We start from the raw sequence: 14,307 nt of genomic DNA on the forward strand, positions 1-14,307 counted from the left end.
GTCCCCCAATTGGCATTCCCCACCGTTTCCGTTATAGTGAGCGTGCAACCATTTCTTGGGCGCATACACAGTTGCATCGCAATGGCCGGACGCATTCCCTCCGGATCCGACGCGTGGAGTGCCGCCTTACCACATTGGAGTAAATGAAACCAGATGTCAGATTTACAGAGTTTTGCCGATTTAGGATTGTCGGAACAGACCTTGCAGGCCCTCAAGGAAAAGGGCTTTGAGGAACCCACCAAAATACAGGCCGCCTGCATCCCCCTGCTGTTGAAGAACAAGGTGGATGTCATTGGGCAGGCACAGACCGGAACAGGAAAAACCGCGGCCTTCGGGCTTCCCATCCTGGAGATCGTCGATCCTTCCGACCACGATGTCCAGGCGTTGATCCTCGCCCCCACCAGGGAACTGGCCGTTCAGGACGCCGAGGAGATCAACAGCTTGAAGGGAGACCGCCACTTGGAAGTCGCCGCCATCTACGGCGGGGCGTCCATGGGATTGCAGTTCCGCATGCTGCAACGAGGCGTCCAGGTGGTCGTCGGGACCCCAGGGCGTGTATTGGATCACCTGCGCCGGGGCACGCTTCGGCTGGACAAGCTGAAGTTCATGGTGCTTGATGAAGCGGATGAGATGCTGGACATGGGATTCATCGACGACATCGAGGAAGTGCTCAAACAGACTCCGGCTGAGAAGCGGATGCTCTGTTTCTCCGCCACAATGCCCGCACCCATCATGCGCCTTGCGGAGAAGTTCATGCATGATCCGGAAATCGTACGGGTCAAACAGGAATCCATCACCCCGGTGCTGACCGACCAGGTCTATTTCGAAGTGCGGGAGTCAGACAAGTTCGAGGCCCTCACCCGGATCATCGACATGGAGGATAACTTCTACGGCATTGTTTTCTGCCGTACCAAGATCCAGTGCGATGAGATCGGACGGAAGCTGCAGGCCCGCGGGATATGACGCCGAGGCGCTCCATGGAGATCTCTCCCAGCCGGCTCGTGAAGCGATCCTACGCAAAATGAAGGAGCATTTGATCTCCATCGTCGTGGCCACCGACGTCGCCGCCCGTGGCATCGACATCCAGAACCTCACCCATGTGATCAACTACTCGCTCCCGGAAGCCCCGGAGGAATACATCCACCGGATCGGACGTACCGGACGAGCGGGAAAATCAGGAACCGCCATCACGTTCATCACCCCGAGGGAATTCCGCAAACTTTCCTTCATCCAGCGGGTCGCAAAAGCGGAGATCCGGCGTGAGGAAGTTCCCGATCCCTCTCAGGTGGTGACGGCCAAACGGGCACGAATCCTGTCAGAGATGATGAACCGTCTCTCCGACGAGCACGACTTCTCCGTCTATGATGGCATCGCTGAACAGCTCCTTGCCGACCATGACCCCAAGGAAGTGGTCTCTTCGCTGTTGGAATACTGCTACAAAGACGCGCTGGATGAATCCAAGTACCATGATCTGGATACCGTCGACGCGCGCTTTGATCGTTCTGGGAGGTCGGACCGCAAGGACCACAGACGCAGACGCGACGACGACGAAGCCCCCAGTGAAGCGAATGACGGCTACACCCGGCTGTTCATCGCCCGTGGTGAGAAGGATGGCCTGGACAAGCAGACGCTGACGGATTACCTGACCGAACAGGTGGGCGCCAGAGAATCGGATTTCCAGGATGTCACCGTCCAGGACGAATTCAGTTTTGTCTCCGCCCCGCTTGATGTGGCGGAGCGTGTCCTGAAAGCGTTCGCCACCAAGGATCCCTCCCAACGACCCATCATCACCAAAGCGCGGCCGGACAACCCCAACGGCAGGCATCTTGCTCGTCGTGGTGGCGGCAGACGCAGGTTTGACGATGAACCGTTCCGCCCCCGTTTTGGGAGCCGTGATGACCGCCGTTCCGGCGGGAAACGAAAAGGGAAAAGCAACGCCGAAGGAAAACGTTGAAGCATACGAGCCGCTGGAAAGCGGCTCGTTCGTTTATACCACCGACGATGTTTTGGCTTCGTGGAAAAACAAGCGGGCCTTGTGGTACGCGTTTTTCCTGAGGAGTCCATACCCTGCCGCATAGCCGGTATACACCGCCATTCCCATCCACCCCTTGATGACAAGGCAGGAAACAAGGAAAACGGCTGCGGTGAGCAGACTGCACAGCATTTCTCCCGGAGCCGTGATGGAGAGTCGCTTCTGGACGTACAGGTCGGAGAGCAGGCAACGGAGCGTTAGCAACGCCAAAGTGCTGAAAACCACCAACGTCAGATCATGCAGGGCGAAGACAGACAGATAGGTCAACCCTACGGCGGCGAGCGCCATGATGATGTTGATGACCAGCATGTCCGTCTCCCTGCGGAGCGTCTTGAGCAACGTGTACAACAACAGCGTGTTGCGCCCTTCAAACAGAATCATCGGAACGATGATGCCCAAAAACAGGATGCCGGTCTGGTATTCCGGAAGCATCCACTGGAGTATCGCTTCCAAGGGGAAAAACAGCACCAGGAGGAACGTGCACAAGCTGGTGATGTAACACCCGGTACGATGGAACACCAGCGGGTAGCGGTCGGGACTGCTCGCCTTCAGGATGGGAAACAGCACCACGGAAATCTGGGCGAGAAACGCCAGTATCCCCTGTACGCACACCAAAGCGAAGCTCACCATGCCAAACACTTCGATGGACCATTTGAGCTCAACCATGAACTGCAACAGGCCGATCAACAGCATGCCGCTGATCGTCGAGAAGGTCAGTTTGCTTCCTGCGCGGAAATCTTCTCCGGTTTCCGCGAGCGCCTTTTTCGTCGGTCCCGGCGTGCCGAACGCGATATCCTTGCAGGTGACAAGGATCAGGATCAACGTCACCGACTTCGCCACCAGATCAGAGGCGATCATCGCCGTATAGCCTCGATGACCCGTCGAAAGCGCGATCACCTGCAGGACGGCGCAGATGATCCGCTCCCACACCAGATTGTCGGCGTATTCCTTCACTCTGCCGCTTGCCTGCAGGAGGTATTGGAAAAACAGACGGGGGAGAAGAATCACCGCGGCGATGGCGGCGAACCGCATCACGTGGCGCTCTCCTCCGGAAAACGCGTATCCCAAGGCCAAGATACCCACGGCAACAAGGACATCAAACAGCCAATACAGACGGAACTGGGCGGAAAGGCCTCGCTTGTCCAATTGATCGTATGGGAGGCCACCTTCCCTGAGATACATGCCATCCACCCACCCAAAGTGGAAATAGGGAATATAGGTGATGTACAGCACATACAACTGCCAATAGCCGTACTGCGTCGCCCCCATCAGCTTGGGGATCAATAATCCAGTGAGCGTGGAGATGGATACATTGAATATATTGGCGAAAAGAGATGCGGAAAACTTCCCCATCGCCGAATCTTTCTTCTGGGTCACACTGCATTTTGGTGACGCGTCTTGATGAAAGTCAACGGGATGCTGGCAGGTCGCTCATCGTTTTTTCGCTTGACGCGACTCCCGTTCGGTGGTTTGATGAAATTATGAACGTATTGATGCTTTCCAGCGAGGCGGTGCCTTTTTGCAAATCAGGGGGGCTCGCCGACGTGGTGGGGGCCCTCAGTCCCGCGCTCCATCAGCTTGGCGCCGATGTGCGGATTCTGCTCCCTCTGTATGGATCGATCGATACGGACGGAATGCGGGATGCCGGCGTCTCCTGTGACATTCCGGTCAATGGGCAGACGGAAACCGTCCGCTTCCGCACAAAAACCGTCAAAGATGTACCCTACTACTTCATCGACCATCCATGGTTCACCCAGCGGAAGGGAATCTACGGAGATACGTCGTTCCTTCCCTACGAGGATAACCTGGAGCGATACACGCTCCTGGACAAGGGGGCGTTGGCACTGTGCAAAGCGTTGCAGTGGAAGCCGGATGTGCTCCATTGCCATGACTGGACGACCGGGTTCGCCCCCTATCTGCTGAAGAACTCCCACGATCCCTTCTTCGTGGCGACCAAAAGTTTCTTCACCATCCATAATCTCGCTTACCAAGGGGACTTTTCCCGTCTGGATTTCCTGAAGACGGACATCCCATCCGACCCAAAGCTTTTTCTCGGTATGGGACGGAACGCGCGGTGCAACATGCTGAAGGCGGGATTGGAATTCGCTGACAGGATCACCACGGTAAGTCCGACCTACGCAGAGGAAATCTGCACCGAACCGTATGGATGCGGACTCGACGGCCTTCTCAGACAGCGACAGACCGTATTGAGCGGCATCATCAACGGCATCGATTACCAGGATTGGAATCCCGAAACAGATTCCAATCTCCCCGCGCACTTTGACGCGAACGATTTGAAAGGGAAAACCATCAACAAAGCGGCAGCGCAGAAGGAGTTCGGCCTTCCTCTCGCCCCTGATATCCCGCTGGTTGCGATGATCAGCAGAATCGCAGACCAGAAAGGCTTTCGCGAGTTGTTGGACGGCAGCCCCTGCGCTCTGGAGCGTATCGTGCGGGACCACCACCTCCAGATGGTGATCATCGGGACGGGAGACAATCAGATGGAAGACAAGATGGTGGAGATCGCATCACGCTACCCCAACCTCTCCGTCAACATCCTGTTCTCCAACCGCCTGGCCCACTTGGTGGAAGCGGGAGCAGATTACTTCCTGATGCCAAGCCGTTTTGAACCGTGCGGCCTCAACCAGCTGTACTCCCTCCGGTATGGCACGATCCCCGTCGCGCGACGGACCGGAGGACTGGCGGACAGTATCGTCGACATGGGCGAACACCCTGACCAAGGTGATGGATTCCTGTACACCGAACAACGAGGTGAAGAAATCGAGAAGGCGTTGGAGCGAGCGCTTTCGTTCTATGGACAATTGGACAAATTACGGACGCGCGCCATGACACGCGATTTTTCATGGGAGCGATCTGCTCATTCCTATTTTGCCTTGTATGAGGTATCATAGGAAATAGGGAAACGAAAGAAGGAGGAGCATCAATGAGCAACAAACAAAGGGTCGTGGCGATTGTTCTGGGAGGTGGGAAAGGCACACGCCTGTACCCATTGACGATGGATCGATCCAAACCAGCCGTTCCGTTCGCCGGCAAGTACCGGTTGGTGGACATTCCGATCTCCAACTGCATCAACAGTGACATCAAGCAGATTTATATTCTGACGCAGTTCAACTCAGCGTCACTCCACAACCATATCGCAAACACGTACATCTTCGATACGTTCACCAATGGATTCGTTGAGATCCTGGCGGCGGAGCAGACGTATCACAGCGAAAGCTGGTATCAGGGCACGGCAGACGCGGTACGGAAGAACATGGTCCACTTCCATGACCAGAAAGCGGACTACTATCTGATCCTCTCCGGAGACCAGTTGTACCGGATGGATTTCAGGGAAATGTTGCAACGCCACATCGAAAGCGGCGCCGAGCTGACCATCGCAGCCAAGCCGATTTCCCGTTCCCAGGCGACCGGACTGGGCATCATCGGAGCGGACAAGGATGGATTCATCACCAAGTTCTACGAGAAACCGGCGATCGATCTGGACATCACCGACTACAAGACGCCGCCGGAGCTGATGCAGAACGCCCTTCACAAGAACGTGGACAGCTCCAATGAGTATCTCGCCAGCATGGGCATCTACATCTTCAACGCCAAGACGATGGAGGAAGTGCTGAACAACGACAAGACGGACTTCGGAAAGGAAATCATCCCGGATGTGATCAAAACCCGGAAAGTCGCAGCGTTCCTGTTCGACGGCTTCTGGGAAGACATCGGGACGATCAAGGCGTTCTATGAGACCAACCTGGATCTGGCGTCCATCAACCCGCAGTTCAACTTCTACGACGAGGAGATGCCGATCTACACCCATCGCCGTCATCTGCCGGCGACCAAGATGAACTTCTGCAACATCAGCTGTTCATTGGCTTCCGAAGGGTCGATCATCACCAACGCCTACATCGTCAACTCCATCATCGGTGTACGAACGATCATTGAATCGGGAGCAAGCCTGGATGGCGTGTACTGCATGGGCGCCCAGTACTACGAGACGGAAGGACAGAAAGCGGAGAATGCCCGAAACGGAATCCCCAACATCGGAATTGGCAAAGGGACGATCATCCGCAAAGCGATCATCGACCAGAACGTCCGAATCGGTGACGGGTGCCGCATCGGCATCGACGATATTCCACGACAGGAAGGGGATTTCGAGATGTACTCCATCCATGACGGAATCATCGTCATCAACAAGAACGCCGTCATCAAGAACGGGACGGTGATGTAACTCTTTCCTTCTTGTTTCCTGACGTCCTTGCCAGCAGGCAAGGACGTTTTCTTTTTTATCTTTGGTGTTCCTGGATGATCTGTTGATACGCGGACCTGACAATTCCCCCAACCTCCGTCCAGCTGCGATACAGGCTTTTTTGGGCTTGCTTTCCCACTCGGTCATGTTCTTCCGGATTGAGGATTGCCCGTTTGATGGCTCCACCGAATGACTCTGGGGTGTTCTCCGCCAAGTATCCGTTCTCGCCATCCACGATGCCTTCCGAAGTGCACGCCCCCCGGATAAACACCACAGGGACCTGGAAACAAGCGGCTTCACGCATCACCAGACAGGAAGTGTCATACAAGGAAGGAAACAGGAACAACGTGGAGATGGCATACAGGGAAGCGACCAAGGAACGGTCACTGATCCTGCCAAGGAAATGCACACAGGATGCAAGATCATGTTCCTGTACATACTTTTGGTATGCTTCCATCTGGGGGCCAACCCCGACGAACAACATCTGGAACGAAACACCTTGTTGGTGCAAGAGATCCAACGAATCAAGGATCAACGGAATGTTCTTGCAGTCCTTATGTTGGCCGATGTACAGGAAAATGGGGGCTTCATCCGTAACATGGGCATAGGAAAACGCACGGGAGCGCATCGCTTCCAGCTCTTGCGGTGTCGGAATGACCATGTCACAGGCGTTTTCCATCACCGTTACGGGGCGATGGCAATAATACGAGGAAAGAAGCACTCTCCGTGTCGCGTCGCTTGGCGTCCATACCGCGTCACACGCCTGATACACCTTCATCTCAAACCGGACAACCATCTCGGTCAACGGTTTGAAATCATGCACGTACCCATTGATATCATCGCGGAACTGGGTATGAAACGTCCCGACCAACGGAATATGCTTCGCTTTGGCGATCTCCATTCCCAAACGTCCCGAATAAAATGGGCAATGGACGTGGATCAGATCAAACGGAATGTCCATCAGTCGTTTGCGAAGCTCATGAGGCGTCTTCAGGATGCCGTACGGCTTGAGGCGTTCGACCACTTTCCCCGGCATGCGGAACACCCGGTCCCCCCACCCCATCTTTTCGTCGTACGCGGCGGCATCGGCATACCCACCCGTCACGACATATACGGTATCTCCTAACGCAGTCAGTTCCTTCCGATAATTGTTGACAACGTTGCCCACACCATCCATCAACGGCGGGAAAGAATCGTTGAACTCACCAATAATCACAGGTACTCCTTTGGGTCTCCCCAAACCGCTTCACAATACCAGAAGGTCACGCCTTTGGCAATGAACCCTTGGCCTCTGCAAGCGCAGCGATGATGGTTCGGTCACTGGGTGCGAACGGCAGGTTTTCCATCTCCTCGAGGGAAAGGAACCGCGTTTCGGTATGAAAATGAAGTGTCATGGGAGAGAGGTCATTACAGAAAACAACGTAGGCCCTGAGATGATACAACATTTCCTTGTTCACAAAATCGGAAGCGGTGACCAGTTCACCCACGGTGATGGCCAGATTGAGCTCTTCCATCCATTCCCTCCGGAGGGTATCCGCTTCCGTCTCGCCCCACCGGTTCTTTCCTCCGGGAAATTCCCATCGCCCCCCGATGGCCCCGCCTTTGATCCGGAGCCCGACCAGATATCTGCCGTCCTTCTCCAACACCCCGGCAGTCGTGATACGCTCTTCCATGTTCCCTCCTACAGCAACACCAGCATCGGCACGCAGAAATGCACCACCGCCACGATGATCACCGCCAGACCAAAGAAATCCTTGTTCCGTTCGATATAGGTGGTAGCCTCATCCAACACCGTCTTCTCTTCCCCGGTGCGCACCGGATGCGTCGCCATGGCGATGTACCACACCGTCAGGATGAAAATGGTGATGGTCACCAAAAGGTCTCCCAGGAACATTGGGCCAGGATCATACGGGACCACCGCGGAAAGAACAGTCAGCAGCGCACCCCATGGTGATCAACAGGACACGCAGCCACCGTTTGTTCCGAAATCCATACCGGAGGGACAAAAGCAACGGATATTTCACCCCATGGGAGTCAGAGAGGAGCAACAACGCCCCGAACACCAAGAAAATGATTTCCAGGAAGTACACCTGGCTCATCGCTCCGCCTCCCGCACCACCTGTCCCAATAGGGCGATCAACGCTTCACTGTCATAATATCCTTCCGCCTCCGATGCGCGCCTGCCTGCTTTCTGGTGGAGCGCCGTACCTGTCAACGCGGCGTCCTTGACGGACATGCCGCCGGCGAGCAACGCGCCGATGACCCCGGAGAGCACATCCCCGCTTCCCGCCACCCCGAGGGAAGGATTGCCGCCATCAAAAACGGTGACATCCGTCGCCGTGGCGACGTCCACCACGCTGCCTTTGACGACCAGCACGCTCTTTGTCTTCCGTGCGATCTCCTGGATCCCTTCCAAGAACTCCCGGATACTTCCATGGGAGACATCCAGGCCAAGCACCGCTTTGGAAAGTACGGCAAGCTCCCCCAGATGAGGGGTCATCACCAGAAGGCCTTGCGTCGGCGCTTGTTCTTTCCACACCGCGGCATAGGCGCGGATGCCATCGGCATCCAGCACGGTGGGACGTCCTGCCTTCAGGATCTGAAGGAGCAAATCCCCCCTTCCCTCGCCCCACCCCGGACCGGCCAGCACCGCGTCAGCTGGGGCAAGGTCAAATCCATCGGAAAGACGGCGGACCATCACCGACGGGCTTTCCGACGCGGCTATGGGGAGACAATCATCATCCACATACCAAGTGATCAGTCCGGCACGGCTATGGAACGCGGCGCGACAGGAAAGCCGCGCGGCTCCGGGGAAGCGGGAACTTCCGCCAAACACGTACAAATGACCCCGTGTTTTCTTATAGGCGTCGGAAGGCAACGCCCTTCAAGGGGAACACATCCCAGTCATCCGCCTCAAAGAACGAAGTGTCGCATGCCTCAAGACGAGCGAGCGGGAAACAGGGATTTACCACGTCGATGCGTCCGCATATTGCCCGCAGAAGCGGATGGGTGAACACCACTTTCTCCAATCCCATCGTCACGGTGAGGTCGGCATGGAAGACCGTGGCATCCGAACAGGGGAGCTCATCCGCCAACCCCGCGGGGACGTCAATGGCGATCTTCCGCGCGTGGTGGTTTTCATTGGCTTCATCCACCAGTACTTTTGCCATTCCTCCCAACGCGTTCTTCAAGCCGGTGCCGCACAACCCTTCGAAGATGAAATCGGCATCCCGCACCACCGGAACAGCTTCTTCCGGATGCACCAGTTTCACCGGATAGGTTTCAAGGAAAAACTGTTCCATTTGGTGAAGCTCGTTGCCCCGTGGCAACACAATGCAGGTGATGTCGCGATACCCTTCGCACGCGGCGCACCGCGCCGCCGCCAACGCGTCGCTTCCATTGTTCCCCCCACCGCAGAGGAACACCAGCTTGCTGTCCGCATCCAATTCTGGAAAGACTTCCCTGGCGCGCGTCCATAGACGGAGTGCGGCCTGCTCGATCAACAGGATGGGGAGCATTGTCTTCTGTGTCTCACGGTCGATGGCTTCCATTTGGGAGCAGTACACCAGCTTCTTCATGCCCCAACTGTACCCCACGCCCAATGGGGGGTCAACTGCTTTGTTGACACGATGGGCCCTCCGCGCTAGGCTTGAAGTGTCCTGGGGGTGGCCTGAAAGGCCTGAGATTATACCCGATAACCTGATCTGGATCATACCAGCGTAGGGAGTGGAGAACAATCAACAATACAGTCCCCGGCAAAACTACAGGAGGTGCTTATGCAAAAGCATCATGGTTTCTTTGCGGTTCTTGCCATCATGGTTTGCTTCGCGGCGGTTCTGTCCGCGCAACCCGCGCAAGAAGAGGGAGCCAAAGGGAATGTTCTGACGGTGTACTCGTCCAGTTCATTCTGTGGAGAATGGGGTGCCGGCCCATCATTGGCGAAAGCGTTCCAAGAGAAGACGGGGTACACCGTCAATCTGGTCGACTGCGGCAGCACCGGTGAAATGGTCACCAAGCTGATCAGCGAAAAAGACAATCCCAAAGCGGATGTCGTCGTCGGCATTCCGACCACCATGGCCGAGAAGATTTATCAGGCTGACCTGCTTGCCACGTACGAAAGCCCGATGTTGAAGGACATCCCGACGTTCCTCCAGTTCGACCCGGTCCATCGTCTGCTTCCCTACGACTACGGCAACTTCGCCTTCGTCTATGATACGGAAAAGATCACCGGGGACATGGTCCCGCATTCCCTGCAGGATCTGACCGACCCGAAATACAAGGGCAAGGTGATCTTGATCGATCCCCGTACCAGCAGCGTCGGCCAGGGTCTGTTGCTCTGGACCATCGAGGTGTTTGGAGAAGACCACTTCATGGATTGGTGGAAAGCGATGCAGAACGTCGCGTTGACCATCGCCGACGGCTGGTCCAGCGCCTATGGCCTGTTCACCAGCGGTGAGGCGCCGATCGTCATCTCCTACACCACCAGCCCGGTGTACCACGTGACGTACGAGAACACCACCCGCTATCAGGCGTTGATCTTCCCGGAAGGCCATGACACCACCATCGAAGGCGTGGGTATCCTGAAGAGCTCCCGCCATCTTGAGGCGGCAAAGTCGTTCATCGATTACATGCTCTCCGATGGGCAGATCGACATCGCCATGACCAACTCAATGTATCCGACCAATAGTTCGGTAAAGCTTCCCGACGCGTTTACCTACGCTCCGAAACCGCCGAAAGATCTGTACACCGATCCCGCGACGCTTGCCAAAAAGATGGATACATGGCTAACCTTGTGGGAACAGGGGATGAGTACCAAATAACATGGCCAACACACACGGCAAGACCAAGACAGCAGAGCTCGCATGGATGGGAATCCCTGCGTTTCTCCTCCTCGCGTTCCTGTTCTTGGTCCCGTTGTGCGCCACGCTCGCGAAAGCGTTCACTGATGGGGAGGGACACCTGTCCCTCTCCACCTTACGGACGACCTTTTCCCAGCCGTACACCCTCAGGGTGTTGGGCTTCACCCTCCGGCAGGCACTGTATTCCACCCTTGCTTCCACCGCCATCGGTCTCCCCGGCGCGTATCTCCTTGCCAATTACCGGTTTCCCGGCAAAAAAATCGTCACGGCGGTCGCCACGGTTCCGTTTGTGCTTCCCTCCATCCTGGTGGTGCTTGGATTTGTCATTTTCTATGGAAACAATGGAATCCTCAATCGCGCCCTGATGGTGCTCTTCCACACCGATGAGCCGCCACTCCATATCCTGTATTCCCTCCGGGCGATCATCCTTGCCCACGCGTTTTACAACTTCCCTGTCATCATGAACCTTGTCTCCACCTACTGGGAGCAGATGGACCGGCATCCGGAACAGGCGGCGCTGACCTTGGGGGCGTCCCGCGGCACGGTTTTCCGCACCATCACGCTGCCCCGTCTGCTTCCCGCCCTTTTTTCGGCAAGCACCTTGGTGTTCCTGTTCTGCTACAACAGCTTCGCCATCATTCTGGTGTTGGGCGGAGGCCCCGCCTACACCACCATGGAAACGGAAATCTACCGCAAGGCGAGGATGAGCCTGGACGGTCCCGGCGCAGCAGCTCTTGCCTTGATGTCCCTGATCGTCACCATCACGTTGCTGGTCATCTACCTCGCGTTGCAGAAACGTTTGAAAACCCAGGAGGAATACACCCATTCCGTCGTCCAGCAACAGCCTACCAGCCCCCTGGGGAAAACCTTGATCATCTTGTATTCCGTATTGACGGCGGTCTTCGTCCTCGGCCCGATCATCAGCGTCGTGGCCCGTTCCTTCACCATGACGGCAAGCCGTAGCGCGCCGTCCCAATGGAGTCTTGTCTGGTACCGGCAACTGTTCGGCATCATCGCAGGCAAAGACAACATGAAGAGCGCATGGATCGCCTTGCAGAACAGCCTTTCCATCGCCGTGGTGGTCGCTTTGGCGACCATCCCTGCCAGCCTCTCTCTGGCAGCGGCGGCGAAAGGAAAAGGATGGCTTCCTTCCAGTCTGGAACTGCTTGGCATGCTGCCCATGGCGGTCAGTTCGGTGATCATCGGACTGGGCTACTATTTCATTGCCCGACACATCCACACCAAAGGGTATCTGTTGGTGGTGCTGGCCCATCTGGTCATTGTCATCCCGTTCGCGCTCCGGAGCGTCATTCCTGAAGCGCGGAAGATCCCCATCCAGTATGTGGCGGCCGCCCGTACGTTGGGAGCCAGCAGGCTGTATACGTTCTGGACGATCGAGGCTCCGCTGTTGAAGAACAGTTTGATCACCGGAGCGATGTTCGCCTTCGCGCTGAGTCTTGGAGAGTTGAACGCTACACTGACGCTGTCGGACAGCACCATCGTGACCCTCCCCATCGTCATGTACCAGTTGATCGGCTCGTATAATTATCAGGGGGCTTGCGCCCTCGGCACCATTTTGATCATCGCGTCCCTCCTGGTGTTTCTTCTCACCGAGGGATTGAAAGGAAACCGCCATGCCTGAAACCCGTGGTCTCGACTGTACGCTGAAAGCATCTTATCCTGACTTCACGTTGGACGTCTCGTTCTCCGTCAAGCGCGGTGAACTTGCCTGCATCATCGGACCGTCCGGATGCGGAAAAACCACCACGTTGCAACTCCTCAGTGGGTTGATCAAACCGGGAAATGGTTCATCCATCACGCTGGAAGGGGCGGACATCCTCCACCTTCCGACGGAACAGCGTCAGGTTGCGTTGGTGTTCCAGGATTACGCTTTGTTCCCCCAGATGACGGTGGAGGACAACATCGCCTACCCGATGAAGCTGAGAAAAATCCCCAAGATGGAGCGCACGCGCAAGGTAAGCGCGCTGTTGGATCTCGTCTCCCTTCCAGGATTTCAGAAACGCAAACCCGGCCAGCTTTCCGGCGGGGAACGGCAACGCGTCGCATTGGCGCGCGCATTGGCGAGCGAACCGAAACTGCTGCTTTTGGATGAACCATTGTCCGCGCTGGACACCAAACTGCGCAAACACCTCAGGGAGGAGATCCGTCGCATCCACGATGAGACGGGAGTGACGATGCTGTACGTCACCCATGACCAGAACGAAGCGATGGCCATCGCTGATTCCATCATCGTGATGAACCACGGAAGCATCGAGCAGATCGCGTCTCCGGAGGAGTTGTACGCCCATCCCAAGACGCTGTTCGCCGCCACCTTCATGGGAGAAGGCAACACGCTCCCCTACAGCATCATCACCCAGACACTGGCAAGCGAGGGAAACGACTATGTGGTGTTCAGCCCGAAAAGCGGGGAACAGACCATATTCTTCCGTCCCGAACAGGTGACGCTCCAGTCAGACGCGCTCCTTCCCCTTCCGGAATTTCTTCCCCATCTGGAATTCAAGGACGCCACGCTGGCTTCCTGTGTGTTCCAGGGAAGCTTCTACCAACTGGTGTATCATTGGAACGAGTATCAGATCATGGCGATCTCAGACAGACGCCCCAAGGGGCGTACCGCCACCCTTGGGGTTCGATTGCTTGACATCCACCAGTTTCTTGACGGTCAAGCCGTCATGTTGTGATCACGCGCCAAGTCCGCAGATATCCTCGACGTCGTCCTCATTCATCCCTTCCTCATGGATGCCATGATACAGGCGCTCCGCCTGATCAAAGCAGACATCCACGCCTTGGGCGTGAAGATCGACGACGACTTGCTGGGGATTACGCATCTTGGCAAGATAGGACAACAAATTATTCTCGTTGAGTTTATGAAAAAATGCGGCAAACATGATGACACCTTCTGTGCGGAAACGTTTCCCTTGGCTCAAGCCAAGGAGTCTTTCGACCAACGCTGAATTCATGCAGACGGAAGTGTCATTGCGGAGGCTCGTGGTATGCCCCGCTGTTGATCCAGGCTTTGGATTTCTTGTCGTTCAGCCCTTCATATTCGCGGTCGAGAACAAACAAGGATAGGGCCAGCATTGCTTCAATGCTGCGCGTTCGTAAATCTATCCTTGGCATATTCCACGCTCTCCCTTGCA

At 56.1% G+C, this 14,307-nt stretch carries 15 protein-coding genes and 1 riboswitch; of the genes, 7 read left to right on the forward strand and 8 right to left on the reverse strand.

Annotation, left to right across the window (positions count from 1 at the left end; translation table 11 throughout):
* Positions 1-153: 153 nt before the first annotated feature.
* Both LKE28_04475 and LKE28_04480 read left to right on the forward strand, forming a co-directional pair.
* A complete protein-coding gene (locus tag LKE28_04475; protein MCH3907506.1) occupies positions 154-963 on the forward strand; it encodes a DEAD/DEAH box helicase in 810 nt (269 codons plus the stop codon).
* Positions 926-1,954 carry a DbpA RNA binding domain-containing protein gene (locus LKE28_04480; GenBank protein MCH3907507.1) on the forward strand — a complete coding sequence of 343 codons (1,029 nt, stop codon included), beginning with the start codon at positions 926-928 and terminating at the stop codon, positions 1,952-1,954. The genes LKE28_04475 and LKE28_04480 overlap by 38 nt, the downstream gene beginning before the upstream one ends.
* Before the next feature lie 33 nt (positions 1,955-1,987).
* Here the strand turns inward: LKE28_04480 and LKE28_04485 are convergent, their stop codons facing one another.
* Positions 1,988-3,409 carry a hypothetical protein gene (locus LKE28_04485; protein MCH3907508.1) on the reverse strand — a complete coding sequence of 474 codons (1,422 nt, stop codon included), beginning with the start codon at positions 3,407-3,409 and terminating at the stop codon, positions 1,988-1,990.
* A 104-nt stretch (positions 3,410-3,513) separates the two neighbouring features.
* Here LKE28_04485 and glgA point away from each other — a divergent pair, with 104 nt between their 5' ends.
* Both glgA and LKE28_04495 read left to right on the forward strand, forming a co-directional pair.
* Positions 3,514-4,944, forward strand: coding sequence for a glycogen synthase GlgA (gene glgA / locus LKE28_04490; protein ID MCH3907509.1), 1,431 nt, complete (start codon positions 3,514-3,516; stop codon positions 4,942-4,944).
* Between the two features lie 32 nt (positions 4,945-4,976).
* Entirely contained in the window at positions 4,977-6,272 is a 1,296-nt protein-coding gene (locus tag LKE28_04495) for a glucose-1-phosphate adenylyltransferase (GenBank protein ID MCH3907510.1), read from the forward strand.
* 55 nt (positions 6,273-6,327) lie between these two features.
* On the opposite strand, the gene LKE28_04500 is transcribed toward LKE28_04495, so the two are convergent.
* Genes LKE28_04500 through LKE28_04525 form a run of 6 tightly spaced genes read right to left on the reverse strand, consistent with a single transcriptional unit; the run spans position 6,328 to position 9,868 of the window.
* Positions 6,328-7,506, reverse strand: a complete 1,179-nt coding sequence (locus LKE28_04500) for a glycosyltransferase (protein MCH3907511.1) — start codon at positions 7,504-7,506, stop codon at positions 6,328-6,330.
* A gap of 46 nt (positions 7,507-7,552) precedes the next feature.
* Positions 7,553-7,963 (reverse strand): NUDIX domain-containing protein, encoded by a 411-nt coding sequence (locus tag LKE28_04505; protein ID MCH3907512.1) that lies wholly within the window; start codon positions 7,961-7,963, stop codon positions 7,553-7,555.
* 8 nt (positions 7,964-7,971) lie between these two features.
* Positions 7,972-8,184 (reverse strand): hypothetical protein, encoded by a 213-nt coding sequence (locus tag LKE28_04510; protein ID MCH3907513.1) that lies wholly within the window; start codon positions 8,182-8,184, stop codon positions 7,972-7,974.
* Positions 8,185-8,194: 10 nt separating this feature from the next.
* A complete protein-coding gene (locus tag LKE28_04515; GenBank protein MCH3907514.1) occupies positions 8,195-8,389 on the reverse strand; it encodes a hypothetical protein in 195 nt (64 codons plus the stop codon).
* Positions 8,386-9,126 (reverse strand): NAD(P)H-hydrate dehydratase, encoded by a 741-nt coding sequence (locus LKE28_04520; protein MCH3907515.1) that lies wholly within the window; start codon positions 9,124-9,126, stop codon positions 8,386-8,388. The genes LKE28_04515 and LKE28_04520 overlap by 4 nt, the downstream gene beginning before the upstream one ends.
* Positions 9,127-9,148: 22 nt before the next feature.
* Positions 9,149-9,868, reverse strand: a complete 720-nt coding sequence (locus LKE28_04525; protein ID MCH3907516.1) for a hypothetical protein — start codon at positions 9,866-9,868, stop codon at positions 9,149-9,151.
* Positions 9,869-9,941: 73 nt separating this feature from the next.
* A riboswitch (TPP riboswitch) is annotated at positions 9,942-10,034 on the forward strand.
* Between the two features lie 32 nt (positions 10,035-10,066).
* On the opposite strand from LKE28_04525, the gene LKE28_04530 reads away from it, so the two are divergent.
* The 3 genes from LKE28_04530 to LKE28_04540 are packed head-to-tail and all read left to right on the forward strand — an operon-like array spanning position 10,067 to position 13,848.
* Entirely contained in the window at positions 10,067-11,110 is a 1,044-nt protein-coding gene (locus LKE28_04530; protein MCH3907517.1) for a thiamine ABC transporter substrate-binding protein, read from the forward strand.
* 1 nt (position 11,111) lies between these two features.
* Positions 11,112-12,791 carry an iron ABC transporter permease gene (locus tag LKE28_04535; protein ID MCH3907518.1) on the forward strand — a complete coding sequence of 560 codons (1,680 nt, stop codon included), beginning with the start codon at positions 11,112-11,114 and terminating at the stop codon, positions 12,789-12,791.
* Positions 12,784-13,848 carry an ABC transporter ATP-binding protein gene (locus LKE28_04540; protein MCH3907519.1) on the forward strand — a complete coding sequence of 355 codons (1,065 nt, stop codon included), beginning with the start codon at positions 12,784-12,786 and terminating at the stop codon, positions 13,846-13,848. The genes LKE28_04535 and LKE28_04540 overlap by 8 nt, the downstream gene beginning before the upstream one ends.
* On the opposite strand, the gene LKE28_04545 is transcribed toward LKE28_04540, so the two are convergent.
* Positions 13,849-14,055, reverse strand: a complete 207-nt coding sequence (locus LKE28_04545; GenBank protein ID MCH3907520.1) for a hypothetical protein — start codon at positions 14,053-14,055, stop codon at positions 13,849-13,851.
* Positions 14,056-14,307: the final 252 nt, after the last annotated feature.

It is taken from the genome of Sphaerochaeta sp., from assembly GCA_022482495.1.
Taxonomy (GTDB): Bacteria; Spirochaetota; Spirochaetia; order Sphaerochaetales; family Sphaerochaetaceae; genus RUG023.

Coding starts and splice junctions, on each gene's coding strand:
- LKE28_04495 (MCH3907510.1), top strand. CDS start 4,977: ATGAGCAACAAACAAAGGGTCGTGGCGATTGTTCTGGGAGGTGGGAAA.
- LKE28_04515 (MCH3907514.1), bottom strand. CDS start 8,389: ATGAGCCAGGTGTACTTCCTGGAAATCATTTTCTTGGTGTTCGGGGCG.
- LKE28_04525 (MCH3907516.1), bottom strand. CDS start 9,868: ATGAAGAAGCTGGTGTACTGCTCCCAAATGGAAGCCATCGACCGTGAG.
- LKE28_04510 (MCH3907513.1), bottom strand. CDS start 8,184: ATGTTCCTGGGAGACCTTTTGGTGACCATCACCATTTTCATCCTGACG.
- LKE28_04480 (MCH3907507.1), top strand. CDS start 926: ATGAGATCGGACGGAAGCTGCAGGCCCGCGGGATATGACGCCGAGGCG.
- glgA (MCH3907509.1), top strand. CDS start 3,514: ATGAACGTATTGATGCTTTCCAGCGAGGCGGTGCCTTTTTGCAAATCA.
- LKE28_04540 (MCH3907519.1), top strand. CDS start 12,784: ATGCCTGAAACCCGTGGTCTCGACTGTACGCTGAAAGCATCTTATCCT.
- LKE28_04475 (MCH3907506.1), top strand. CDS start 154: ATGTCAGATTTACAGAGTTTTGCCGATTTAGGATTGTCGGAACAGACC.
- LKE28_04545 (MCH3907520.1), bottom strand. CDS start 14,055: ATGTTTGCCGCATTTTTTCATAAACTCAACGAGAATAATTTGTTGTCC.
- LKE28_04535 (MCH3907518.1), top strand. CDS start 11,112: ATGGCCAACACACACGGCAAGACCAAGACAGCAGAGCTCGCATGGATG.
- LKE28_04505 (MCH3907512.1), bottom strand. CDS start 7,963: ATGGAAGAGCGTATCACGACTGCCGGGGTGTTGGAGAAGGACGGCAGA.
- LKE28_04530 (MCH3907517.1), top strand. CDS start 10,067: ATGCAAAAGCATCATGGTTTCTTTGCGGTTCTTGCCATCATGGTTTGC.